This is a genomic window from Streptomyces shinuiensis, from assembly GCF_043660855.1.
Classification (GTDB): domain Bacteria; phylum Actinomycetota; class Actinomycetes; order Streptomycetales; family Streptomycetaceae; genus Streptomyces.
On sequence record NZ_JBIHML010000001.1, the window covers coordinates 507,740 to 531,368 of the forward strand.

The following is a 23,629-nucleotide window of genomic DNA, read 5'->3' on the forward strand; positions in this document are numbered from 1 at the left end:
GCGCCACGGCCGGGCGCCGGTGCCGGGCGTTACGGCGGGCGGCCACCCCGGTGGTCTCCTCCTCCACGCCGCCGGCCGTCGGTCCGGCCGCGGAGACGGCGCCGCTCCGGGCTGGGACGGGCCGGGGCTCACCACCCTCCGTCGCGCGGGACGCCGCCGAGGTCGTCGCGGTATGTGGCCCGGGCCAGCGGGGCGCCCGAGCGGTGCGCCGAGCGCCCCACCGCATACGCCGCGAACGGGGTGGTCAGCAGTTGCAGCAGCACCCCGAGGACGACGACGACACCCGTGAACACGCCGGGCATCAGCAGGAAGACGCCCAGCAGCACACACACCACGCCCAGCGTCGCCGCCTTGGTCACCGCGTTGGCACGGTTGTAGGCGTCGGGCAGGCGGACCAGGCCCAGTGCGGCGACGGCCATCAGGGCGGTGCCGGTGGTCGCGAGGACGTGGCCGAGCAGTTCCAGGACGGTCACGACGACCACCGCTCCAGCAGATGGGCCACCGCGATGGTGGCCAGGAAGCCGAGCAGTGTCGCGGCGAGGACCAGGATCAGCACCGCGGGGGTGTCCAGCCGTACCGCCAGCAGGGCGACGGCAGCCACGAACACCACGAAGCCGAGGTCCACCGCGATCACCCGGTCGGCCTCCGTGGGCCCCGCCGCCATGCGCCACACGGCCACGGCCATCACCACCGCGAGCACGCCGAGCAGGACTGCGGTCATCGTCATGGGTTCCCCTCCTGTCTCCCGGTGTTCTGCGGACCCCGGGGTTCCGGGGCCCGCAGAACCGTCAGCAGCCGGCCCTCCAGATCGCCGAGTTCGCCGAGGAAGCGGTCGGTGTCGGCCGCGTGCATTCCATGGACGAACAGGGTCGGCGGCTCCGTGCGAACCTCCAGCGCGAGCGTTCCCGGCGTCAGCGTGATCAGGTGCGCGAGGGCGACCGTCTCCGTCGGGGTACGGCAGCGCAGCCGCATCTCGACCACGGCGGGCGCCAGTCCGCTGCCCGGTGTCAGGATCTCCCGGGCCACGGTCACGTTGGCGTGCAGGAACCGCACCCCGTAGTGGCCGAGGAAGACCGCCGCCCGCGCGCAGCGGACGGCCGTGCGTCGCAGCCGGGCCGGCGGGCGCGCGCTCACCGCGTCACCGCCCGTACGTAGAGGGAGGCGTCCAGCAGCCCGCCGGCCGCCTGCGCCGCCGCGGTGAGCAGCGGCTGCGCCGCGACGCCCAGCACCACCGAGGGCGCGGCGAGCACCAGCGCGGGCACGGTGAGCGCCGGCCGGACGGTGGTGCGGGCCATCAGCCGGAGCAGGGACTCCTCCCTGGACGGGTCCTCCCCGCCCCAGAAGGCGGCGGCCCAGATCTTGACCATGGAGACCAGGGTGAGGAAGCTGACCCCGACGGCGACCCCGACGGCCAGGTGGTCGGACTCGGTCGCGGCGGCGTCGACCAGGCCCAGCTTGGCGACGAATCCGGACAGCGGCGGCAGCCCGGCCAGGGAGAGCGCCGAGACCAGGAACACGGTGGCGATCAGGGGCTCGCGGCGGGCGAGCGAGCCGACCCGGTCGGTGCCGTAGGCGGTCTCCACGGCGCCCGCGCACATCAGGAGCGCGGCTTTCACCAGCACGTACTGCACCAGGAAGAAGACCGCGGCGGTGAGTCCGGCGCGGGTGAACAGTGCCACGCCGAGCAGAACGTATCCGATCTGGCTCACCATGTGGAACGTCAGGATGCTCCGCATACCCCGCTCCCCGACGGCGCCCAGCACCCCCACCACCATGGTCAGCAGGGCCGCGGCCATCACCGGCCAGCGCAGCCCCGTCCCCTCGTGGACGACCGCGTAGACCCGGAGGATCCCGTACACCCCGACCTTGGTCAGCAGCCCGGAGAACAGCACGGTGACCGCGGGCGGGGCCTCGGGGTAGGCGCGCGGCAGCCAGCCGTGCAGCGGCACGACCGCCGCCTTGGCCGCCAGGGCGAGGAGCACCACGCCGACGGCCAGGGCCACGGCGGTGCTCTGCCGTGCCGCCCCCGCCAGCTCCCCCAGGTTCACGGTGCCGGTGACTCCGTAGACCAGGCCGACACCGGCGAGCAGGAGGGTGGAGGCCAGCAGGCTGAAGGTGAGGTAGATCCGTCCGGCGGCGGTCCGGGCGCGGCCGCCGCTCATCGTCAGCAGCGCGTACGACGGCACGAGCATGACCTCGACGAAGACGAAGAGGTTGAACAGGTCCGCGGTCAGGAGGGCTCCGTACACCCCCGCCGAGAGGATCATCGCCAGCGGGGCGAACCATGGGCTCTCGTCGTCCCCCGTCGCGGCGGCGAAGGCGAGGGAGGCCAGCACCAGGGCGGCGCTGACACACAGCATGAGCGCGCTGAGCGCGTCGGCTGCGAACACGATCGCGAAACCGGGCGGCCAACCGCCCATGTTCAGACTCCGGAGCGTGCCGTCCAGGCTGTCGGCGAGCAGGACCGCGGACAGCAGCAGGACTCCGGCGCTGACCGCCGACGTGACCAGCCGTTGCGCCCGCCGGTCGCCGGGGTACGCCACGAGCACACCGGCCGCCAGCAGCGGAACGGCCACCGGGAGGGCGAGCACCAGGCCGCTCACCGCGGAGGCTCCACGGGCGCGGGGGGCCGGCCGGCCCCGTGGCCGGAGCGGCCGGCGAGGTGTTCGGCGCGGGCCAGGCCCAGCAGGTACACGGTGATGCCGAAGGTGATGACGACGGCGGTGAGCACGAAGGCCTGCGGCAGCGGATCGGCCATCTCGGCCGGGTCGCCGTCGCCGATCAGCGGGGGGTCCCGGCGCTCCGGCCCCCCGGCCGCCAGCAGCAGGACGTTCGCCGCGTGGCCCAGCAGCACGAACCCGAACGTGATCCGGACCAGGCCGGGCCGCAGGAGCAGGAAGACCCCTCCGGCCGTCAGGACGCCGACGGCGATCGCCGCCGTCACCGGTGCTCCTCCCGGCCGGCGCCGAGCCGGTCCACCACCGTGACCACCAGCCCGAGGACCATCAGGTAGACGGCGGCGTCGAACAGCAGCGGCGAGGACAGCCCGCCACCGGGCACCGCGATGGTGAAGGGGGTCAGGAAGGGGTCCCCGAGCACCATGGCGGCCAGTCCCACGGCCGCGCCGAGCACCAGCCCCGCGGCCAGCAGCGGCCGCGGGCTCAGCCACCGCGTGCCGGTGCGGCCCGCCAGGTAGCCGAAGGCGACCGCGGTGCCCGCGACGAGCGCGGCGCTGAATCCCCCGCCCGGCTCGTTGTGCCCGCGCAGGAACAGGTACGCCGACAACCCCGCGATGCCCGGGAGCAGCAGACTGTGGGCCGGGCCGAGCACCCGGCCGTACGGCGCCCGCGGCCCGTCGGCGGCCGTTTCGTCCGGTTGCCCGGGCAGCAGCAGGAGCAGACCGAGCGCGGCGGCGGCCAGTACGCTCGCCTCGCCGAGGGTGTCCAGGCCGCGGAAGTCCACCAGGATCGTGTTGACCACGTTGCGCCCGCCGGTCTCCGGCTCGGCCGCTTCGAGGAAGTACGCGCCCGCGGGCGACAGCCCCCGCCCTCCGGTCAGCGCCAGTGTGCCCAGCGCGGCGACGAGTCCGGCCGCCACGGCCAGTGCCGCCGCGGCCCCGGCGCCGCGGCGGGGCCGCGGAAAGCGGGGCGACAGGCCGCTCAGGACGAACGCCGCGGTCATCGAGGTCAGCACCTCCACCAGGAGCAGTGTCAGCGCCACGTCCGGCGCTCCGACCAGCAGGAACCACACGGCCACGATCAGTCCGACCGCTCCCAGCAGCGCCAGGGCGGCCAGCGCCGACCGCGTCCGCGCCAGGGCGGCCACCGCCACCGCCAGCAGCGTGAGCACGCTCCAGGCCACCGGGTCCGACAGCGTCCCGGCGCGGATCCCCGGCCCGTCGGCCGCGAACACCCCCACGCAGCCGAGGACCACCAGGGCGGCCACCGGACGGGCCAGGAACGCCGCCGTGGAGTCGCTGCGGTCGGGCCGGCCCACCACCGCGCCCGCGCCCAGTACGGCCGAGTGAATCCGGTCGAAGGCGGCCGCGCCGTCCGGCCGGGGCAGCCGCTGCAGCGTCCGGTCCACCCGGTCACGTGCCGAGAACAGCACCAGACCGCTCGCGATGGTGAGGGCGGACAGGAACAGTTCGGGGCTGAGCCCGTGCCAGAAGGCGAAGTAAGGCGGCACGGCCCACGGCTCGGCGTTCCGGACGGCCTGGCGCATCAGCGGGTCGAGGACGGACACCGCGGGGCCGAGCACCGCTCCGGCGACCGCCGCCACGGCGGCCGGGGCGATGAACGCCCAGGAGGGCTCGTGCAGCCGCCGCTGCAGCATGGGCCCGGCGAACGCGCCGTAGAAGATCCGCATGCCGTAGGCGAAGGTCAGCACCGAGGCGGTGACCGCGAGCGCCGCGGCCACCACCCCCGCTCCGGGGAAGACGTCCGCGCCCGCGAAGCCCTGGAAGAGCGACTCCTTGCTGACGAAGCCGATCATCGGCAGGACACCGGCCATCGACAGGCCCGCCAGACCGGCCAGCGTGGCGGTGACCGGCATGATCCGCATCAGACCGGACAGCTCCCGGATGTCGCGGCTGCCCGCCTGCCGGTCGATGACACCGACGATCATGAAGAGGGTCGCCTTGAACAGCGCGTGCGCGAAGGTGTGCAGGATGGCGGCGGCCAGCGCGACGGTCGTCCCCACCCCGATGGCGGCGACCAACAGGCCGAGCTGACTGACCGTGGAGTGGGCCAGCATGGCCTTGAGGTCGTGCTCGCGCAGCGCCTGGGCGGCACCCAGCACCGCGGTGAGCAGCCCGACCCCCATCAGACAGACCGACCACCCGGTCTGTCCGGAGTACAGAGCCGAGAACCGCAGCAACAGGTAGATGCCCGCCTTCACCATGGTGGCCGCGTGCAGATAGGCGCTCACCGGTGTGATCGCCACCATGGCCCCGGGCAGCCAGAACTGGAACGGCACCTGCGCCGACTTGGTGAAGGCCGCGAGGATGAGCAGGGCCGCTACGGCGGGCGACAGCGGGGAGTCGAGCACCTCCTCCCGCGACCTCAGCACGCCGGCCAGGTCGGTGCTGCCCGCGGCGATACCGAGAAGCACCATCGCCACCAGCAGGGCCAGTCCGCCCAGGCCCGTCACCAGCAGGGCGCGCACCGCCGGCTTGGCCGCCTTGGCGCCGCCGGTCCCGATCAGGAAGAAGGAGGCGACCGTGGTCATCTCCCAGAACACGAACAGCAGCAGCAGGTCGCCGGCGAGGACCAGCCCCAGCATCGCGCCGCCGAAGAGGGTGAGCAGGAGGTAGGTCCTGCCGTGCTTCCCGGTGGCGGGCAGGTAGCGCGGGCAGTACGCCATGATCAGTGCGCCGACCCCGAGGACCAGCAGGCAGAACAGCGTCGTCAGCCCGTCCATGCGGAGTGTGAAGGAGACCGAGATCCCGGGCGAGTCGATCCAGGTGCGGGAGAAGGTGACGGCGCCGCCGTCCAGCGCCGTCGAGGCCGCCGGGGTGAGTACCGCCGCCACCACGAGGAAGCCGACCGCGAGCGCATAACCCGTGTCGCGCCCCAGCCGGCGGTCCAGGACGATTGCGAGCAGGGCCAGCGCACCCATCGAGAGCAGCGCGGCGACCAGCGCACCCCCCTCGCCGTTCATCGCCCGGACACACCGCGGGGCCCACCGGCCACCAGGACCGGCACCGATCCGTCGCGCAGCAGTTCCTGGGCCACGTTGCCCAGCAGCCGTTTGGACAGCCCGTGGCCGTGCCTGCCCACGACCACCAGGTCGATCCCGTTCTCACCGGCGAACCGAGCCAGTGCGGCCGCGGGCGGGCCCGCCAGGATCTCGCACGCGGTCACCTGTCCGCCGGCCTCCTGCGCCACGGCACTGAGGCGGCCCTTGGCCTCCACGATCCGCCCCCGCCAGTCGAGTTCCGCGGCGTCGTAGTCCACGACCTGGGCGGCCACCAGCGTCTGCGTGTACGGCCCGAGCAGGCCGACCGCGAGCCTGAGTGCCACCTCGGACTCCGGTGACCCGTCCACGCCGACCAGCACCCGCAGCCGGCCGGGGCCGCGGGGGCCCGCCTCGGTCCGCGCGACCGTCGTCGGCTGGCGCCGGACGCGCTCGCCGGCGACCAGGGCCAGGATGGGGCCGAAGACGACGCCCATGAACAGCCAGCCCGGACCGCCATGTCCCCGGCGTGCCATCCACCAGACGGCCAGGAGCCCGGCCGCGACCCATACGACGACGGCGATCAGCACGAACCAGAGGTCACCCATATAGACCCTTTTGCCGATTTCAGGCAGATTTTGGGAGGATTATGTCATTCAAGGTGAGGTGATCCGGCGACGACACCCGCGGGAGCTCCGATGAGGCAGTGGCACGTACGCGACCTGATGACCGCCGACGTGGTCTCGGTGCGCGAGGACGCCCGGTACCGGGAGATCCTCGACGCACTGGACCGCAACCGCGTCAGCGCCCTCCCCGTCGTCGACGCGGAGGGCCGGGTGGCCGGCGTGGTCTCCGAGGCCGACCTGCTGCGGGCCGAGGGGCACCCCGGGGACAGGCCGCGCCTCCTCCCCCGGCTCCCCGGGCCCCCGCGCCCCCCGGACCGGACCGGGACCGCACGGGAGCTGATGACCGCGCCGGCGGTGACGATCGGACCGGACGAGCCGGTGAACCGGGCAGCCAGGCTGATCGAGGGCAGGAGGGTCAAGCGGCTGCCGGTCGTCGACGGCGAGCGGCGCCTGCTCGGCATCCTCTCGCGCCGCGACCTGGTGCGGATGCACATGCGCCCGGACGCCGACATCCGCGCGGACATCGTGGACGGGGTGCTCAAACACACGCTGTGGATCACCCCTTCCCAGGTGGACGTCGGCGTCGGCGACGGCGTGGTCGAACTGCGCGGCCGGGTCGACCGGCGCACCACGGCCGCGTCCGCCGTACGCCTGGCCGAACAGGTCCCCGGCGTGGTGAGGGTGGTGGACCGCCTCGCCTGGGACGAGGACGGCCCCACGACGCCGGGCGTGGTCGTGCACCTTCCCTAGTCGGGGAGGAACGGACGGCGGTGCGACGCCCTCGCCCCGCGCCGCCCGCCGCTCACACCAGCTGCCGGCGAAGCCGCTTGTCGACGGCGACCGCGAGAGAGGCGAGCAGCGCGAACCCGAGGATCCGCAGCCATGCCCCCCCGTCGATCGGAGCGGTGCGGAACAGCCCGTTCATGGCCGGCAGGTAGGTGATGGCGAGCTGGCCGGCCGTCTGGGCGAGCACTCCCCCGATGATCCACCGGTTGCCGAAGACCCCGGCACTCCACGCGGAGCGGGTGAGCGAACGGCAGCTGAACAGGTAGAACAGCTCGACGGCGACGACCAGGTTGACCGCGGCGGTACGCGCCTCGGCCAGGCCCGCGCCCTCCGCCCGCTCCCAGGTGAACAGCCACCAGGCCCCGCCGACGATCAGCGCGGAGACCAGCAGGACGCGGAAGGCCAGAGCCGTCGTCAGCAGAGCCCTGCCGGGATCACGGGGCGGCCGCCGCATGATCCCCTCCTCCTTCGGCTCGAAGGCGAGCATCAGCCCGAGCGCGACGGCGGTGGTCATGTTGATCCACAGGATCTGGGTGGGCAGGACCGGCAGCGTGGCACCGAACAGGATCGCCACCAGGACGAGCATCCCCTGGCCCAGGCTCGTCGGCAGCACCCACACGATGAACTTGACGAGGTTGTCGAAGACGCCGCGGCCCTCCTCGACCGCGGCCTCGATGGTGGCGAAGTCGTCGTCGGTGAGCACCATGTCGGCGGCGTCCTTGGCCACCTCGGTACCGCCCCGGCCCATGGCGACACCGATGTTCGCCCGCCGCAGCGCCGGGGCGTCGTTGACCCCGTCCCCGGTCATGGCCACCACCTGGCCCCGCGCCTGGAGCGCCTCGACCAGCCGGAGCTTCTGCTCCGGGGACACCCGGGCGAACACCCGGGCCCGCTCCACCGCGTCCGGGTACTCCTGCGCCGGCAGCGCGTCCAGATCGGCCCCGGTGAGCACCTCCCCCTCACGCCGCTCGGTCAGCAGACCGATCCGGGCGGCGACGGCGGTGGCGGTGGCCGCGTGGTCACCCGTGATCATCTTGATCCCGATCCCGGCCGTGCGGCACGCCCTCACCGCGTCGACCGCGGCGGCACGGGGCGGATCGAGCATGGCCTGCAGCCCGGTGAACACCATGGAGCCCGCCGGCGCCCCCTCCCCGAGGCCCTCCGGCTCCGCCCCCGGCAATTCGGCGGTCGCCAGGACACGCAGCCCCCGGCCGGCCAGCTCGTCGGCGGCGCGCAGGACCGCCTCGGCATCCAGCGGCCGGACGGAGCCGTCGGCACCCATCGCGGCCGAGCACAGCTCCACGACCTGCTCGACGGCGCCCTTGACCAGCAGGAGGTGGCCGCCCGCCTCCCCGTCCCGGTGCACAGTGGCCATGTACCGCCGCTCGGAGCTGAAGGGCACGGCGCCGACACGGGGGAACGCCGCGGTGGCATCCGGGCCCAGACCCCCCTTGACCGCCGCGGCCAGCAGCGCCCCCTCGGTGGGATCGCCCGTCAGGCTCCACCGGACCCCCCCGCCGGCCTTCGGGGTCCCGCCGGCGAGGACGGCGTCGTTGCACAGGGCCCCGGCCAGCAGGCACCGGTACAGCGCCCGGTCCGCCGCTACGGGGACGACGCCGCCGTCCCCGCGGCGGAACTCGCCGTCCGGGGCGTACCCCGAACCGCTGACGGAGAACTCACCGTCCGGTGTCCGCACCGCCCGCACCGTCATCTGGTTCTCGGTCAGCGTCCCCGTCTTGTCCGAGCAGATGACGGTGGTGCTGCCGAGCGTCTCCACCGCCGGCAGCCTGCGGATCACCGCCCGTCGGCGCGCCATCCGCGCCACACCGATGGCCAGGGTGATCGTGACCACCGCGGGCAGCCCCTCGGGAATGGCGCCCACCGCCAGGGCCACCGCCGCGGTGAACGTGTCCGACGCGCCCTGCCCACGGGCCAGGCCGATCACGAAGGTCACCGCCGCCAGCACCAGGATGACCACCGTCAGCACCCTGCTGAACCTGGCGAGCTTCTCCGTCAGCGGCGTGGTCAGCACCTCCGCGGCGCCCACCAGCCGGTGGATCTCCCCCAGCTCGGTGCCGGCCCCGGTGGCCACCGCGACACCCGCCCCGCGCCCGGCCGTCACCAGCGTGCCGGAGTGGAGCGTGTTGCGCCGGTCGGCGACCGGCGTCAGCGGATCCAGCAGCACCTCGTCCTTGGCCACCGGGACGGACTCGCCGGTCAGCGCCGACTCGTCCGCCCGCAGCTCCGCGGCCCGCAGCAGGCGTACGTCGGCCGGCACCTTGTCACCGGCCTCCACCAGCACCAGGTCGCCGGGGACGAGTTCCTCCGAGGGCACCGCACGCTCACGCCCGTCCCGCACCGCCCTCGCCGTGGTGCGCGCCATCGACCGCAGGCTGTCCAGCGCGGCCTCGGCCTTCGACTCCTGCACGAAGCCGACGAACGCGTTGATCAGCACGACCGCGAAGATCACCGCGGAGTCCACGGACTCGCCCAGCGCGGCGGTGACCGCGCCCGCGGCGATCAGGATGTAGATCAGCGGATGGTGGAACTGGCGCAGGGCCCGCAGCAGCGGCCCGCCGCGCGCCGCGGCGGGAAGCGTGTTGGGCCCGAAGCGATCCAGCCGCCGCGCCGCCTCGTCCCCCGACAGACCGCGGTCGGGGTCGGTCTCCAGCAGCAGCACGACCTCGTGGACGGGCAGCCCGTGGTGGGCTTCGCCGGCGGGGAGGACGGATGCCGCGGGGGAGTCCGGACGGCGCGGCACCGCCTCACCCCTTCCTGTCCGCTCCGGACGCGCGCACCACGGCGACGGGGCAGTGCGCGTGGTGCAGGGCGGCCTGGCTGACCGAGCCCAGCAGCAGACCGGAGAAACCGCCCCGGCCGCGCGCCCCGACCACCAGCAGCTGGGCGCTGCCGCTGGCCTCGATCAGCGCCTGGCGGGCGCCCCCCTGGACCAACTGCCGGTGCACGGTGACGTCGGGGTACTTCGCCTGCCAGCCCGACAGCGCCTCGGCCATCACCCGCTCCTCCTCGTCCCGGAGCATGTCCACGTCGTAGACCAGGGGCAGCGGTTCGGCGGGGCCGCCGGAGACCGGGCCGGTCCAGTTGCTCCAGGTGTGCATCGCGACCAGAGCCGCGCCCCGCGCCGAGGCCTCGGCGAACGCGAACCCGATCGCGGCCTCGCCGGACGCCGAGCCGTCCACGCCCAGCAGCACGTGTCCCGTCGGGTCCGGCCTGCCGCGTACCACCAGGACCGGGCAGCGGCTGTGCGCGGACAGGTGCACGGCGGTGGAGCCCAGCAGCAGTCCGGTGAAACCGCCCAGGCCCCGGCTGCCGACCACGACCAGCGACGCGGCCTGCGACCGGGCCTCCAGCACCGTCAGCGGCTCGCCGACGACGACCTCGCCCTCGACCTCGATCCCGGCCTCCGCGCCGCGCGCGTGCTCGACCGCCTGCGCCACCAGCTGGTCGGCCATGTTGCGCAGCCCGCCCTCGGGCGGGCCCATCGGGGACGGTCCCAGCGGCACGTGCAGGACCGGCCACAGGAACGCGTGCACCACCCGCAGCCCCACACCGCGCAGCCGGGCCTCGTGTACCGCGGCGGCCACCGCGTCCAGGCTCGACGGCGAGCCGTCCACTCCCACCACGACCGGTCCGTTCATCTTCCCTCTCCCAACTCCGCGGGGGTCGCGGCCATGTCCATGCTGCCCGCTCCGCTTCTCCGCACCGTGCTCCGTTGTGCACTGATCACACTGATCTTCTCCCATGCTCCTCCATAGGGCCGTACGGCCGGAGGGTGGGGGCCCACACGTCCCTCGTTCCGTTCCGAATTCACCCGGTGACCGTTCGATGACCGCCGATGATCGCTCGGTAACCGCTTGGCATACTTTTCCTGGTTCTTCGGAGTCGGCCGAAGGGGGAAATTCGCGCCGCCCGAGGGCCGGGAGTCCGCCCGATCGGCTCGACGGGCACCGAGAGAGGTCACTCACTGTGGCGCACCGGTCCGGTGGCCGCCCCGCGCTCGTCCGGGTTCGCGGCGCGCGGACCGGGAGTCGGGTGTACGGGCAGGGGTATACGCCCGGCCGGCCGGGAAGGAGGCGGGAATGGACGGTATGGGCGGAATGATGTGGCTCTATGGGTTCCTGATGCTCGCCGGCCTGGTGCTGCTGGGCGTGCTCGCGGTGCGGCTCGCCGGCGGAGGCGTACGCGGTGACGGGGCCCGGGGGGCTTCCCGGGGTGGCGGGAGCGGCAGGAGTCCGGCCCGGCGCAGGCTCGACGATCGGTACGCGAACGGGGAGCTGACCACCGAGGAGTACCGCGAGCGCGTGCGCGAACTGGAGGAAGGCGCCTGATGCGGCCCGTCAGCCGGCGCGACGCGCTGATCCTGGGCGGTCTGGGCCTGCTCGGCACGGCCACGGGTGCGTTCGGGCTGTACCGGCAGATGGGGACGCCCTCCGGCCTCGCCCCCCGGACCGGTGCCGGATTCTCCGAGCCGGAGACACTGCGGAGCCGGGGCGGACGGCTGGATGTGCGCCTCAGGGCGTCCCGGAGCAGGCACCTGCTCGTCGGCCGGGAGGCGACCACGCTCGGCTACAACGGCGGGGTCCCGGGTCCGACCCTGCGGCTGCGCCCCGGCGACCGGCTGCGGATCGACCTGGTCAACGGCCTGGAGGAGTCCACCAACCTGCACGTACACGGCCTTCACGTCTCCCCGGAGGGCAACGGCGACAACGTCTTCGTCGAGGTGGGGCCCGGCACCTCGTTCTCCTACGAGTACCGGCTGCCGGACGACCACCCGCCGGGCTTGTACTGGTACCACCCGCATCACCACGGCACGGTGGCCGACCAGGTCTTCGCCGGTCTCTACGGGGCGATCGTCGTCGAGGAGACCGAGCCGGTGCCGGTGACGCGCGAGCGGGTGCTGATCGTCTCCGACATCACCCTGAGCGGTTCCGGGGAGGTCGTCGCCCCCACGGTCATGGAGCAGATGATGGGCCGCGAGGGCGACCTGGTCATGGTCAACGGCCAGGCCGATCCCGTGCTGACCGCGCGCCCGGGAGAACGCGAACGCTGGCGGGTGGTCAACGCCTGTACCTCCCGCTTCCTGTCCCTGCGGATGGACGGGCGGCGGATACGGGTCCTGGGCGTGGACTCCGGCCGCTTCGCCGAACCCCGGCCGCTGGAGGGCGAGAACGCCGTCCTCGCTCCGGGCAACCGCGCCGACCTGCTGGTCACCGCCGGCCGCGGCGGCGGCGACCTGCGCACCCTGCCCTACGACCGGGGTGGGATGCCGGGCGGAATGGGCGGGATGGCCGACCAGATGCCTGGTGGCGGACCGATGCCGGGGGACGGGGAACCGGTCCGACTCGCCCGCCTGGATGTCACCGGCCCGGCCGGGGAGGACCTGCCCGAGGCGCCCGCGGCGGCGGCCTCGCGTGATCTGCGGGGCGCCGAGCCCGTCCGGCGCCGCCGGCTGGTGTTCGCAATGGGCGTGGGGGGCATGACACGCGGGGGCGACGGGCCCGGAATGAGCTTCACCATCGACGGCCGGGAGTTCGACGCCGACCGCGTCGACCAGCGGGTCGGGTTCGGCACCGTCGAGGAGTGGACGATCGGCAACGACAGCCCCATGGACCACCCCTTCCACCTCCACGTGTGGCCGGTGCAGGTCGTGCGGCGCGGCGGCCGGCGGGTGCCGGGCGAGCCGCTGTGGCGGGACGTGGTCGGCATCCCCGCCCGCGGCGAGGTGACGGTGCGCGTCGCGTTCGACGACTTCGGCGGCCGCACCGTCTACCACTGCCACATCCTCGACCACGAGGACCGCGGCATGATGGGCGTGGTCCGCGCCGGCCGCTGAGCGATCCGGGCGGACCTGACGCGCACCCTCCCCGGCGGCGTCCGCGGGCCGATCGGGTGGTCGGGCCAGGAGAGGGATTTACAGGGCGGAGCGCCACGGCAGGGATGGCCCGCCTTTCCAGCCGCTGCCCACCTCCCGGTGGCGTACCGGTTCGGGGAGACCCTGGCCCGGCTCAGCGGGGCCGGGCCGGCGCCGGCACTCCTCCGCGTCGCTCTCTCCACGGTCCGCCGTGCGTGGAGGATGCCCTCCGGCGCGGGCGCGATCGGAGCGGGGGTTTCCGTGGCACCGGCCGAAGACGGGGGCGAGCAGCACGACGGCTGTGGTAACCGCCGTCCGGAACAGCGTCATGCCGACCGGTGTCCCGGACCGGTCCCGCCCGTTGACGCCTTGGGTGTACCGGAGCCTCGTCACCGCCCGTCCGTTTCCACCGTGCCCGGCTTTCAGGGCGCGGACGGGCGCCGGGGAACTCCGATCCCGCGCCTTCGCCGTCCGGCCCTTACACGGCGGGGTGTCCGGGTGCAGGCTTGAGGGTGAGTCGGTGAGGGAGGCGAGAAGCCCATGGACGCCGTCGATACCGTGGTCGTCCTTGCCTCGGCCGTGCTGGTCGCCGTGCTGGGCTGGTACTTCTTCGGACCGCGCCGGGTCGGCGCCGCCCGGGTGGAAGGCGGCGTACAGCGGGTGGAGGTCAGGGTGCGGGGCGGTTACAGCCCCGACGTGATAAGGGTCCGCCGGGGCACACCGGTGGAGTTGGTCTTCGACCGGCAGGAGGCCGGCGAGTGCACCTCCCGGGTGGTCTTCCCCGATCTCAGGATCGGCGCGGGTCTGCCTGCCCACACCCGCACCACGGTGCGGATCGATCCCGACCGGCCGGGCTCCTTCGGCTTCGCATGCGGCATGAACATGATCCACGGCACGTTGCTCGTCGAACCTGTGGAGGACGCCGCACCACCCGCCACGGGCGGCGGTGACGGCGCCGCGGCCACTTCCCCGCCTTCCCCGCCCGCTCCGGCCGCTCCGGCCGCTTCTGCCGCTTCTGCCGGCACTCTCCCGGCGGAGGGCGAGGGCCGGTCGGCGGCCGAGGCGGAGAGCGGGGAGACCGCCGAACGGCAGGCGGAGATCGAGGACCTCACGCGCAGGGTGACGGTCGGCTCGGTGTTCACCGCACCGGTGCTGTTCGCCGTGATGGCGCACGAGCTGTTCGGTGCCGACTGGGTGCCCGGCTGGATGCTGAACCACTGGCTGCAGCTGGTGCTGATCACGCCGGTGATGTTCTACACCGGGTGGCCGATCCACGCGACGGGCTGGCTGACCCTGCGCCACCGGGCCGCCGACATGAACTCCCTGATCACCCTCGGCACGAGCGCCGCCTACGGCTACAGCCTGCTGGTCACCTTCGCCCCAGCGCTGCTGCCCGAGGACGTTCGCGAGGTCTACTTCGAGGCCGTCGGTGTCATCCTCACGCTGATCCTGCTCGGAAGGCTGCTGGAGGCCCGCGCGAAGGCCGGCACCGGCGAGGCCATCCGGGCTCTGCTGGGCCTGCGGGCCCGCACCGCCCGCGTCGTGCGGGAGGGAACCGAACGTGAGGTCCTCGTCGAGGACGTGGTGATCGGAGACGAGATCGTCATCCGCCCGGGGGAGAAGATCCCCGTCGACGCCGAGGTCGTCTCCGGCTCCTCCGCCGTCGACGAGTCCATGATCACCGGCGAGCCGATGCCCGCCACCAAGCACGCCGGGGACATGGTCGTCGGAGCCACCGTCAACGGCACCGGATCACTGCGGGTGCGGGCTGCCAAGGTCGGCGCGGACACGGTGCTCGCCCAGATCATCCGCCTGGTGCGGCAGGCCCAGGCGTCCAAGGCCCCCATCCAGCGGCTCGCCGACGCCATATCGGCGTACTTCGTGCCCACGGTCATCGCCATCGCGATCGGCGCCTTCGCCGCCTGGTTCACCCTGGGACCACCTCCCGCGCTGACCCTGGCGCTGGTCTCGGCGGTCGCCGTGCTGATCATCGCCTGCCCGTGCGCGCTGGGCCTGGCCACTCCGCTGTCGGTGATGGTCGGCACCGGCAAAGGCGCCCGGGCCGGCATCCTGATCCGCTCCGCCGAGGCCCTGGAGACCGCGCACAGGCTGGACACCGTGGTCCTGGACAAGACCGGCACCATCACCGAGGGCAAACCCGTCCTGACCGACGTCCACCCCGTCGGCGGATTCGACGAGACCCGGCTGCTGCCACTGGTGGCCGCTGCCGAGGCCGACAGCGAACACCCGCTCGCGCAGGCCGTCGTCACCGGCGTCCGGGCACGCGGCCTGGACCGGCCGACCGCGACGGGTTTCGACTCGGCCACCGGCAAGGGCGTGCGGGCCACCGTGGAGGGCCGCGCCATCCTGGTGGGCACCGCCCGGCTCCTGGAGGACGCCGGCATCGACACCTCCGGCCTGTCCGCCGTCGCGGCCGGGTTCTCGGCCGCGGGCAGGACACCGGTCCTGACCGCGGTCGACGGGCGGCCCGCAGGCGTCCTCGCGGTCGCCGACACCGTCAAGGACGACTCCGCCGCCGCCATCGCCGCCCTGCGGCGCCTGGGCATCGATGTCGTCATGCTCACCGGCGACAACGCCCGCACCGCAGCCGCCATCGCCGCCCAGGTGGGCGTGGACCGAGTGCTGGCCGAGGTGCTCCCCGAGCACAAGGCCGAGGAGATCCGCCGCCTGCAAGGTGAGGGCCGCACTGTCGGCATGGTCGGTGACGGCATCAACGACGCCCCCGCCCTGGCCGCCGCCGACATCGGTCTGGCCATCGGCACCGGCACCGATGTCGCCATCGAGGCCGCCGACATCACCCTGATCTCCGGCTCGCTCGGCGGGGTGGTCACCGCCGTCCGGCTGTCGCGGGCCACGATGCGCAACATCCGGCAGAACCTGTTCTTCGCTCTGGTCTACAACGCCGTCGGCGTCCCCCTCGCCGCAGGTGCGCTCTACCCGCTGTGGGGCATCCGGCTCAGCCCGATCATCGCCGCCGCGGCCATGGCGCTCAGCTCGCTGTCGGTCGTCACCAATGCCTCCCGGCTGCGCCGCTGGCACCCCGCCCCACTGCCACCTGCCGGGCCCGTGCTCATCCGGCCCCGCGTCGAGTCCGCCGCCGGCCTGGTCCCGGCCGACGGCACGGTGGCCCGGGAAGGTCATGAACACCACCGCTCCGACTCCCGGAACGACAGCGACACCGTGGTCACGGATCCGGTGTGCGGCATGCGGATGACCGAGGCGACCGCCGCCGAACACCGGCAGGCCGAGCACGGGATCCATCACTTCTGCTCCCCCCGGTGCGCCGCCGCGTTCGACGCCGCCCCGGACCGCCACACCGCCCCGGCGGCCGACAGGTCCCCCGGGGAAGGCGAACGCCGGTGACTCCTGCTGCGGCCATCCCGCACCACACCCACGGGCGCACCCGGGCACATCGGCGGAAGGCCTGCCGCCCGGTCCGTCCGAGCGGCGAGACCGGCCGGGGAAGCCCCGGCTCCGCGCTTCCCCGGACCACCCACGGTCCGTACCGGTGGACACGGCCTGTCTCCTGCCTCCCGGCCCGGACCCACGGCCCGGTTCGCCGGGTCCCCCCGGCACCGGAAAGCCTCACCGGCACACCCGTCGTCGACCGGTTCGTTTGGGCCCTCGCCGGCACGCCCGGTAGCGCCGTGACACGGAGAGGTCCGTGACGGCCCCGGGATCCGCCGAGCGCCGGTTCCGTACCTGGCGGACGCGGGACCGGATGCCGCCCGGGGGTCCTGGCCCCGGGTCCTGGACACGAGGTCAAGGCCCCCTCCCCATGGAAACAGACACCACCCGGTTGCCTCCGATCCGCACTCCGGGGCCGAAGCCGCGGGTCTCCCGGTCCTGTCGCCATGAGCAGTTCTCCTTCGCCGACTCGCTCGGGATGGCGGCTCACGTGACCTTCACAGCCGCAAGGCCGATACTGCCTCCGTAGGACTCCGAGCGGCATGTCGTCGACCCGTCGCAGAAATCCGGCACGGCGTCACCAAAGTCAGCATTGAGTCGGCGCCAGTACCGCCACAGCCCGCTTCCGGCCGCTACGGGCCGCCAGGACCGAGAACTACCCGAACCCGATCTGACCAGCAGAAATGCGGGCAGACGACTCACCCGCCAAGCTTATTGGGAGGCACCTGTGAAGATGCTGATCAACGTGCCGGAGACGGTGGTGGCCGACGCTCTTCGCGGCATGGCCGCCGCCCATCCGGAGCTGTCGGTCGACGTCGAGAACCGAGTGGTGGTCCGCCGGGACGCACCGGTCGCGGACAAGGTGGGGCTGGTCTCCGGCGGCGGCTCGGGGCACGAGCCGCTGCACGGCGGGTTCGTCGGCCCCGGGATGCTGGACGCGGCCTGTCCCGGCGAGGTGTTCACCTCCCCCGTGCCGGACCAGATGGCGCGGGCCGCGGCCGCCGTGGACAGCGGCCGGGGGGTGCTGTTCGTGGTGAAGAACTACACCGGCGACGTACTCAACTTCGACATGGCCGCCGAGCTGGCCGAGGACGAGGGTGTGCAGGTCGCCAGGGTGCTGGTCGACGACGATGTGGCGGTGGTCGACAGCACCTACACCGCCGGCCGGCGTGGCACCGGCGCCACGCTGTTCGTGGAGAAGCTGGCGGGCGCGGCGGCCGAGGCGGGCGCGCCGCTGGAGCGGGTGGAGGCAGTGGCCCGGCAGGTGGTGGAGTCCTCCCGCAGCTTCGGCGTGGCGCTGAGCGCCTGCACGACTCCGGCACGGGGCCTGCCCACCTTCGACCTGCCGCCCGGCGAGCTGGAGCTGGGCGTCGGCATCCACGGGGAGCCGGGCCGCGAGCGGCGGGGGATGATGACCTCCGGCGAGATCGCGGACACGGCGGTGGACGCGGTGCTGGACGACCTGCGCCCGGACCGCCCCGTACTGGCGCTGGTCAACGGCATGGGCGGTACCCCGCTGCTGGAGCTGTACGGCTTCGCCGCCGAGGTCCACCGCGTGCTCGGCGAGCGCCGCGTGGCCGTGGCCCGCACCCTCGTCGGCGGCTACGTCACCTCGCTCGACATGGCGGGCTGCTCCGTCACCCTGTGCCAGGCGGACGAGGAGCTGCTGCGGCTGTGGGACGCGCCGGTGCGCACCCCCGCTCTGCGCTGGGGCATGTGACCTCGGAGGGCCGGGCAGGGAACCGGACGCAGTACCCGCAGGCACCGTCCGCAGACAAGGAGACCGTGGTGACCGTCGCACTGGACGCCGACTTCTTCCGCCGCTGGATGTCCGCTGTATCGGCCGCCGTGGACCGGGAGGCGGACAGGCTGACCGAGCTGGACTCCGCCATCGGCGACGCCGACCACGGCGCCAATATGCGGCGCGGTCTGACCGCCGCGGTCGACTCCCTGGAGAAGGAGGTCCCCTCCTCCCCCGGCGCGGTGCTCACCCTCGCCGGGCGCCGGCTGATCTCCACCGTCGGCGGCGCCTCGGGCCCGCTGTACGGGACGCTGCTGCGCCGCGCGGGCAAGACACTGGGCACGGAGGGCAGCGTGGATCCCGGGCGGCTGCGGGAGGCGCTGCGCGCCGGGGTGGAGGCGGTGGCGCAGCTGGGTTCCGCGGCGCGGGGTGACAAGACGATGCTGGACGCGCTGTACCCGGCCGTGGAGGCGCTGGGCGATTCGGGCGGCGACTTCGAGGCGGCACGCAGGGCCGCCGAGGAGGGGGCCGCGGCCACCGTGCCGATGCGGGCGCGCAGGGGCCGGGCAAGCTATCTGGGCGAGCGCAGCGTCGGGCACCAGGACCCCGGCGCCACCTCCTCGGCGCTGTTCTTCGCCGCACTCGCCGACACCGCCGGCACCGCCGCGACCGGGGAGTCCGCATGAGCGGCGTGAGCGGGCGGGTCGGCGTCGTGCTGGTCTCGCACAGCAGGCAGGTGGCCGAGTCCGTCGCCCATATGGCGCTCGGACTGGCGGGCGGCGCCGCCGTCCCGGTCGCGCCCGCCGGCGGCGCCGGGGACGGCGGGCTGGGCACCAGTTCGGAGCTGATCACCGAGGCGGCCCGCCGGGTCGACCGGGGCGCGGGCGTGGCGGTGCTGGTGGACCTGGGCAGCGCGGTGCTGACGGTGCGCACGCTCCTCGCCGAGGAGGGCGAACTGCCCCCGGACACCCGCCTGGTGGACGCGCCCTTCGTGGAGGGCGCGGTCGCGGCCGTGGTCACCGCCTCCACCGGCGCGGGCCTGGACGCGGTCGCGGCGGCCGCGGCGGAGGCGTACGGCTACCGCAAGGTCTGACCGGAGCCCGTGCCCGCACGGACGCCCCGAGTCCGTGCGGGCCCGCCGAAGGGAGGCGGCGCTGCGCCGTCCCGTCGGCCCGCCGCAGGTCACGCGGGCCCGGGCCGACCGGTGGAGCCGGCCCTCGACGGCGAGCACCTCGCGGGCGACGGCCACGTGGTCCGCGGGCGGGCCCTGGATGCCGGGCCCGTCCGTCACGGGGGGCGGACTCCTCCGTGGCGGGTGCGGCGGCCCGGGAGGCGGGGGCCGCCGGCCGACCACCGCATCCTGGGGGACGCCGTGGAGACGGCCCGCACGAAGCTGCAGTTCACGACCATCGCCACCGGCTTCTGCCCGCCGGAGTTCACGATCGGCCAGCTGCGCGCGGTCTACGAGGCGGTCCGGGGCACCACGCTGGACGCGCCCGACTTCCACCGCAAGGTGACCGAGGCCGGGGGTTCCTCGCCAGGACGGGACGCCGCAGGCACTCACGGGGCGGACGTCCGGCCACGCTGTACCGCGCGGGCCCGCGACGAAACTCACTCCGCCGATGATGCGCCCCGCACCCCGCCCCTCCTCCTGAGCGGGCCGCGGGCCGGCCGCCGGTGGTCCCCGCCGCCCGTGCTCCGGGACGACACCTGCAGGCGGATGAGTACGGCTACTCAGGCGCCGCCGGGCGCGCCCGGCGAGGATGAGGTCCGCCGCCCCTCCGACGTCCGGCATCCGGCGTCCGGCGGACGCACCGGAACCGCACAGGAGCACCCAGAGGAGTCCGCCGTGCTCAGCACCGTCGCCCGTACCGTCGTACCCGCTCTCGGCCGTCTGCGGGTCACCCGCGACCCCGGCGCCGACCTCGCGCCCGGCAGCATCGTCGCCGCCAACCACACCTCCCTGGTCGACCCCGGCGTGGTCCTGGCGGCCCTGCACCGCCTGGACACCAGGCCCGTGGTGCTGGCGACCGCCGGGCTGTGGCGGATACCCGGTCTGCGCCAGGCTCTCGTCCGCGACGGGCACGTACCGGTGCACCGGGGCACCGAGCGGGCCGCCGCCTCGCTGGAGGGCGCCGCCGCCGCGCTCGCGGCGGGGCGGGTCGTGCTCATCTACGGTGAGGGCGGTCTGCCGCGCCGCTCGGACTCCGGCGAGGCCGAACCAGGCCCGTTCCGCAGCGGGCTGGCCCGGCTGGCGCTGGCCACCGGCGCTCCGGTGGTCCCCCTCGGGCAGGCCGGTTCCCGCCGGATCAGCTCCGGGTCCACCGCCAAGCAGGTCGCCGGGTTCGTCACCGCCCCGCTGCGCCGACCCGGCGTACACGTCCACGTCGGCGAGCCGGTCCGGCTGTCGGGCGACGTGGTCACGGCCACCGCCGGCGCCCGCCGGGCGGTCGTCGCCGCCTGGCGGGTCGCGGCGGAGCGGGCCGGTCACCCCGTCCGCTCACGCGGGGACTTCTCGGCGACCGCCTGAGCCGCGCCCGGCTCCGGTGAGGGGCGGGGCCGGTTCGTCCGGCGGCCCCGGCCCGGGGGTCTCGCCGCAGTCCTCGTCGTCGCCGGTGACGCGCGGCCGGTTGACCACCGCCTCCACCGCGGACGGCAGCCGGGGGGGCGCACTGCCCCGGCGCGGTATTCCCCGGGCGATGGTCACGCGCCGGACAATTCGTCGGCCGGCACGGGTGACGCCCGAGAGGGAAAAGCACTTGGCACTCCGAACCACCCGGCCGGGTTCACCTTTTCCGCCCTCCCGCTCCGGCGGGTTCCGACCGGGATCGGGGGCGCGCCGAGAGTGTGCGGTGACGGTTTCGGCCGTGTGATCGCATGTCCGCCCCCGCGCACGGCGCGCCCCCGGCGGCCCGCTCTGGTGAGGGGGCCGCCGGGGGCGCGCCGTGCGCGGGTCGGCCGACGGGACCCGTGCGGCTACGAGCCGGTCCCCGGCCACCGCGTGTCCGGAAGACCCGTACCGGGTCAGGCGTGGACGTGGCGGCGGTTGCCGCGACCGGTCACGGCCCGGTAGACGGCCAGAACGATGACCGAGCCGACGATGGCGGCGATCCAGGTGGAGAGGTCGAAGAACCCGTCGATCGAATCGACGCCGAATATCACCTTGCCGAGGAAACCGCCGAGAAGGCCGCCCACGATACCGATCAGCATCGTGACGAGGATGCCGCCCGGGTCCTTGCCCGGCATGAGGACTTTGGCGATCGCTCCGGCGAGCAGACCGATGAGAATCCACGCGATGATGCCCATGTCTGGGTACCTCCTTTTCGTCTTCACAGAACCGCATTGCCATGAACTCGCCAGCCAAACAAGGGAGTTCTCCGGAGTTCCGTAAAAGACGCGCGGAGCAGGGGTTTTCCTTTCCGTCCCGGCCGCTCCCCGCCGCACGGCACCGGTCGCGCACCGGTGCCGTGCGGGCCGTGCACCCGGTCAGGCCACCTGCCGCATCTCCCTCGTGCCCGGAGCGGCCGGTCCGGTGTCCCCGCCGTCCGGTTCCGGGGACGCGGCCTGCTGCCTGGGAATGGCGAAGGCCACCAGGCCGCCGAGCGCGGTGACCGCCGCTCCGATCCACAGCGCGGGCCGCACACCGTCCACGAAGTCCTGCGGGGAGAGGTAGCCGCCGTGAGCCGCGAAAACCGTGCCCAGGACCGCCACTCCCAGGGCGCCTCCGATCTCCCGGGCGGTGCTGTTGGCACCGGAGGCCTTGCCGTGCTCCGTCTTGCGCACGGAGGACAGCACCACCGTGGCGGCGGGCGCGAAGGTCAGCCCCATGCCGATACCGGCGAGGACCATCGGCGCCACCAGGCGGGCGTAGGGGGTGTCGGTGGTCGCCACCAGATTGATCCAGACCAGACCGCCCGCCTGAAGCAGCAGACCCAGGCCCATCAGGCGTCCGCCGCCCACCCGCGCGGTGAGCATGCCGGCCAGCGGCGCCACGAACATCGGCATCAGAGTCCAGGACAGGGTGAGCACACCGGCGTGCAGCGGGGTGCGCGGAGGCGCGATCTGCAGGTACTGCGCCAGCAGGAAGATGGATCCGAAGACCCCGAAGTACATGGCCGCGGAGACGAGGTTGGTGAGGGTGAAGGCGCGGATCCGGTAGAAGCGCAGCGGCAGCAGCGGATCCCTGGTGCGCCGCTCCCAGAGGGTGAACAGCGCGAGCAGCACCACGCCTCCGGCCAGGGCGAGCAGCACCCGGCCGTCGCTCCAGCCGCGGGTCTCGCCGTTGACGATGCCCCAGACCAGGGCGAGCAGACCGGCGGTGACCAGCAGCATGCCCTCGACGTCGATACGGGCCCGCTCCCCGCGGCTCTCCTTGAGGACGAGCAGCGCCAGCGGCACCGCGACCAGACCGACCGGCACGTTGATCCAGAAGATCCACTGCCAGTCGAGTCCGTCCACGACCGCGCCGCCCACCACCGGGCCGAGCGCGACGGCGGTGCCGCTGACCGCGCTCCACAGCCCCACGGCCAGGCCGCGCAGCCGGTCCGGGACCGCTGCGGAGAGCAGGGTCAGCGACAGGGGCATGACCGCGGCCGCGCCCAGGCCCTGAAGGGCCCGGAAGGCGATGAGCTGGCCGCTGGTTTCGGAGAGACCGCAGCCGACGGAGGCCAGTGTGAAGACGACGATGCCCAGGACGAAGAAACGGCGGCGGCCGTAGCGGTCACCCAGGCCCGCGCAGACCAGCAGGAAGCAGGCGAAGCCCAGGGTGTAGGCGTTGACGAACCACTGCAGGTCCTGAGCGCTGGCCGAGAGGTCCTGCTGGAGGGTCCGCAGCGCGGTGGAGACCACCAGGTTGTCCAGGGCGGTCATGAACATCGGCAGGGAACAGGCGATGATCGCCAGCCACAGCGGTGCGCGTCCGGCGCCCGGCGCGGGTGGTGCGGCGGTGGACATGGGGTTCTCCCGTCAGAATGGTCGGTCGGGGGCGGGCGGGGGTCAGGACTGCCGGGCCCGTTCCTCCGACAGGCGGGCTCGGGCGTCCTCCCAGGAGATGGGAAGCCGCTCGGCGGGAACGGTCCAGAAGACGAAGTGCGACTCGCGCATGGTGGGCCTCAGCCGCTTCATGATCGAGTTGTGCGGCTCGGCCTTGGCGTAGGCGTACAGCGCCTCCTTGCTCTCCCAGGCCGAGAGGGTCCAGAAAACGCCGCGGCCGAGCTGGGCGATGAGCGCGACCCCGAAGGCCCCTTGCGAGCGGCGGACCTGGCGCCACGAGACCAGGGAGAGCCAGAAGAAGCGGGGGACGTGCCGCAGGGAGCGGACCTCAAGCCGGGAGGCCATGACAACGGCCTCGGCTGCGGGGGCGGCGGGGTTGACCTTGGTCCAGGGGAGCTTCGGCATGGCGCGGGTCCTTGACTGGCGGGCAGGGCGCGGGGCGTCACCTGCTAACGGACGATAGTGACACTATCCACTATCGATAGTGGCACGTTACACTTGCCATGT

Annotated in this window: 20 protein-coding genes; 8 read left to right on the forward strand and 12 right to left on the reverse strand. The window is 73.8% G+C overall.

Annotation, left to right across the window (positions count from 1 at the left end; all coding sequences use genetic code 11):
- Window positions 1-128: 128 nt before the first annotated feature.
- From mnhG to ACGRHY_RS02200, 7 genes are read right to left on the reverse strand one after another with little or no spacing between them, the layout of a single operon-like run.
- Complete coding sequence (gene mnhG, locus ACGRHY_RS02170) at window positions 129-482, reverse strand: monovalent cation/H(+) antiporter subunit G (RefSeq protein WP_394633679.1); 354 nt, start codon at window positions 480-482, stop codon at window positions 129-131.
- Entirely contained in the window at window positions 470-727 is a 258-nt protein-coding gene (locus ACGRHY_RS02175; protein ID WP_394633680.1) for an MrpF/PhaF family protein, read from the reverse strand. Before ACGRHY_RS02175 ends, mnhG begins: the two co-directional genes overlap by 13 nt.
- On the reverse strand, window positions 724-1,134 hold the full coding sequence (locus ACGRHY_RS02180) for a Na+/H+ antiporter subunit E (RefSeq protein ID WP_394633681.1): 411 nt from the start codon (window positions 1,132-1,134) through the stop codon (window positions 724-726). The genes ACGRHY_RS02175 and ACGRHY_RS02180 overlap by 4 nt, the downstream gene beginning before the upstream one ends.
- Window positions 1,131-2,603, reverse strand: coding sequence for a monovalent cation/H+ antiporter subunit D family protein (locus tag ACGRHY_RS02185; protein ID WP_394633682.1), 1,473 nt, complete (start codon window positions 2,601-2,603; stop codon window positions 1,131-1,133). The genes ACGRHY_RS02180 and ACGRHY_RS02185 overlap by 4 nt, the downstream gene beginning before the upstream one ends.
- On the reverse strand, window positions 2,600-2,944 hold the full coding sequence (locus ACGRHY_RS02190; protein ID WP_394633683.1) for a sodium:proton antiporter: 345 nt from the start codon (window positions 2,942-2,944) through the stop codon (window positions 2,600-2,602). The genes ACGRHY_RS02185 and ACGRHY_RS02190 overlap by 4 nt, the downstream gene beginning before the upstream one ends.
- Entirely contained in the window at window positions 2,941-5,661 is a 2,721-nt protein-coding gene (gene mbhE / locus ACGRHY_RS02195; RefSeq protein WP_394633684.1) for a hydrogen gas-evolving membrane-bound hydrogenase subunit E, read from the reverse strand. Before mbhE ends, ACGRHY_RS02190 begins: the two co-directional genes overlap by 4 nt.
- Window positions 5,658-6,284: a universal stress protein gene (locus ACGRHY_RS02200; RefSeq protein ID WP_394633685.1), complete on the reverse strand. Its 627-nt coding sequence runs from the start codon at window positions 6,282-6,284 to the stop codon at window positions 5,658-5,660. Before ACGRHY_RS02200 ends, mbhE begins: the two co-directional genes overlap by 4 nt.
- 90 nt (window positions 6,285-6,374) lie before the next feature.
- On the opposite strand from ACGRHY_RS02200, the gene ACGRHY_RS02205 reads away from it, so the two are divergent.
- The gene (locus ACGRHY_RS02205) at window positions 6,375-7,052 is read left to right on the forward strand and encodes a CBS domain-containing protein (RefSeq protein ID WP_394633686.1); all 678 of its coding nucleotides are present in this window, start codon (window positions 6,375-6,377) and stop codon (window positions 7,050-7,052) included.
- Between the two features lie 52 nt (window positions 7,053-7,104).
- Here ACGRHY_RS02205 and ACGRHY_RS02210 read toward each other — a convergent pair whose 3' ends face one another.
- The gene (locus ACGRHY_RS02210; protein WP_394633687.1) at window positions 7,105-9,849 is read right to left on the reverse strand and encodes an HAD-IC family P-type ATPase; all 2,745 of its coding nucleotides are present in this window, start codon (window positions 9,847-9,849) and stop codon (window positions 7,105-7,107) included.
- A 4-nt stretch (window positions 9,850-9,853) separates the two neighbouring features.
- Complete coding sequence (locus ACGRHY_RS02215; RefSeq protein ID WP_394633688.1) at window positions 9,854-10,747, reverse strand: universal stress protein; 894 nt, start codon at window positions 10,745-10,747, stop codon at window positions 9,854-9,856.
- A gap of 441 nt (window positions 10,748-11,188) precedes the next feature.
- Between ACGRHY_RS02215 and ACGRHY_RS02220 the strand changes: the two genes are divergently transcribed.
- The 7 genes from ACGRHY_RS02220 (at window position 11,189) to ACGRHY_RS02250 (ending at window position 20,660) form a co-directional block, all read left to right on the forward strand.
- Complete coding sequence (locus ACGRHY_RS02220; protein WP_394633689.1) at window positions 11,189-11,437, forward strand: SHOCT domain-containing protein; 249 nt, start codon at window positions 11,189-11,191, stop codon at window positions 11,435-11,437.
- Window positions 11,437-12,942, forward strand: coding sequence for a multicopper oxidase family protein (locus ACGRHY_RS02225; RefSeq protein ID WP_394633690.1), 1,506 nt, complete (start codon window positions 11,437-11,439; stop codon window positions 12,940-12,942). The genes ACGRHY_RS02220 and ACGRHY_RS02225 overlap by 1 nt, the downstream gene beginning before the upstream one ends.
- Before the next feature lie 558 nt (window positions 12,943-13,500).
- Window positions 13,501-16,344 carry a heavy metal translocating P-type ATPase gene (locus ACGRHY_RS02230; RefSeq protein WP_394633691.1) on the forward strand — a complete coding sequence of 948 codons (2,844 nt, stop codon included), beginning with the start codon at window positions 13,501-13,503 and terminating at the stop codon, window positions 16,342-16,344.
- Window positions 16,345-17,116: 772 nt separating this feature from the next.
- The gene (gene dhaK, locus ACGRHY_RS02235; RefSeq protein WP_394633692.1) at window positions 17,117-18,109 is read left to right on the forward strand and encodes a dihydroxyacetone kinase subunit DhaK; all 993 of its coding nucleotides are present in this window, start codon (window positions 17,117-17,119) and stop codon (window positions 18,107-18,109) included.
- Between the two features lie 107 nt (window positions 18,110-18,216).
- Complete coding sequence (gene dhaL / locus ACGRHY_RS02240) at window positions 18,217-18,816, forward strand: dihydroxyacetone kinase subunit DhaL (RefSeq protein ID WP_394637894.1); 600 nt, start codon at window positions 18,217-18,219, stop codon at window positions 18,814-18,816.
- Window positions 18,813-19,223: a PTS-dependent dihydroxyacetone kinase phosphotransferase subunit DhaM gene (locus ACGRHY_RS02245; RefSeq protein WP_394633693.1), complete on the forward strand. Its 411-nt coding sequence runs from the start codon at window positions 18,813-18,815 to the stop codon at window positions 19,221-19,223. Before dhaL ends, ACGRHY_RS02245 begins: the two co-directional genes overlap by 4 nt.
- Before the next feature lie 279 nt (window positions 19,224-19,502).
- Window positions 19,503-20,660 (forward strand): 1-acyl-sn-glycerol-3-phosphate acyltransferase, encoded by a 1,158-nt coding sequence (locus tag ACGRHY_RS02250; RefSeq protein WP_394633694.1) that lies wholly within the window; start codon window positions 19,503-19,505, stop codon window positions 20,658-20,660.
- Between the two features lie 494 nt (window positions 20,661-21,154).
- Here the strand turns inward: ACGRHY_RS02250 and ACGRHY_RS02255 are convergent, their stop codons facing one another.
- The 3 genes from ACGRHY_RS02255 to ACGRHY_RS02265 all read right to left on the reverse strand — a co-directional run bounded on the left by ACGRHY_RS02255 (window position 21,155) and on the right by ACGRHY_RS02265 (window position 23,527).
- Window positions 21,155-21,436, reverse strand: a complete 282-nt coding sequence (locus tag ACGRHY_RS02255) for a GlsB/YeaQ/YmgE family stress response membrane protein (protein ID WP_394633695.1) — start codon at window positions 21,434-21,436, stop codon at window positions 21,155-21,157.
- A gap of 180 nt (window positions 21,437-21,616) precedes the next feature.
- Window positions 21,617-23,083, reverse strand: coding sequence for an MFS transporter (locus tag ACGRHY_RS02260; protein ID WP_394633696.1), 1,467 nt, complete (start codon window positions 23,081-23,083; stop codon window positions 21,617-21,619).
- A gap of 42 nt (window positions 23,084-23,125) precedes the next feature.
- Window positions 23,126-23,527, reverse strand: coding sequence for a DUF3291 domain-containing protein (locus tag ACGRHY_RS02265; RefSeq protein WP_394633697.1), 402 nt, complete (start codon window positions 23,525-23,527; stop codon window positions 23,126-23,128).
- Window positions 23,528-23,629: the final 102 nt, after the last annotated feature.

Excerpts from the sequence above, each read along its gene's own strand:
- ACGRHY_RS02175 (WP_394633680.1), bottom strand. The coding sequence starts at position 727 with ATGACGATGACCGCAGTCCTGCTCGGCGTGCTCGCGGTGGTGATGGCC.
- ACGRHY_RS02225 (WP_394633690.1), top strand. The coding sequence starts at position 11,437 with ATGCGGCCCGTCAGCCGGCGCGACGCGCTGATCCTGGGCGGTCTGGGC.
- ACGRHY_RS02260 (WP_394633696.1), bottom strand. The coding sequence starts at position 23,083 with ATGTCCACCGCCGCACCACCCGCGCCGGGCGCCGGACGCGCACCGCTG.
- ACGRHY_RS02215 (WP_394633688.1), bottom strand. The coding sequence starts at position 10,747 with ATGAACGGACCGGTCGTGGTGGGAGTGGACGGCTCGCCGTCGAGCCTG.
- mbhE (WP_394633684.1), bottom strand. The coding sequence starts at position 5,661 with ATGAACGGCGAGGGGGGTGCGCTGGTCGCCGCGCTGCTCTCGATGGGT.
- ACGRHY_RS02230 (WP_394633691.1), top strand. The coding sequence starts at position 13,501 with ATGGACGCCGTCGATACCGTGGTCGTCCTTGCCTCGGCCGTGCTGGTC.
- ACGRHY_RS02205 (WP_394633686.1), top strand. The coding sequence starts at position 6,375 with ATGAGGCAGTGGCACGTACGCGACCTGATGACCGCCGACGTGGTCTCG.
- ACGRHY_RS02265 (WP_394633697.1), bottom strand. The coding sequence starts at position 23,527 with ATGCCGAAGCTCCCCTGGACCAAGGTCAACCCCGCCGCCCCCGCAGCC.
- ACGRHY_RS02255 (WP_394633695.1), bottom strand. The coding sequence starts at position 21,436 with ATGGGCATCATCGCGTGGATTCTCATCGGTCTGCTCGCCGGAGCGATC.
- ACGRHY_RS02245 (WP_394633693.1), top strand. The coding sequence starts at position 18,813 with ATGAGCGGCGTGAGCGGGCGGGTCGGCGTCGTGCTGGTCTCGCACAGC.
- ACGRHY_RS02220 (WP_394633689.1), top strand. The coding sequence starts at position 11,189 with ATGGACGGTATGGGCGGAATGATGTGGCTCTATGGGTTCCTGATGCTC.
- dhaL (WP_394637894.1), top strand. The coding sequence starts at position 18,217 with ATGTCCGCTGTATCGGCCGCCGTGGACCGGGAGGCGGACAGGCTGACC.
- ACGRHY_RS02200 (WP_394633685.1), bottom strand. The coding sequence starts at position 6,284 with ATGGGTGACCTCTGGTTCGTGCTGATCGCCGTCGTCGTATGGGTCGCG.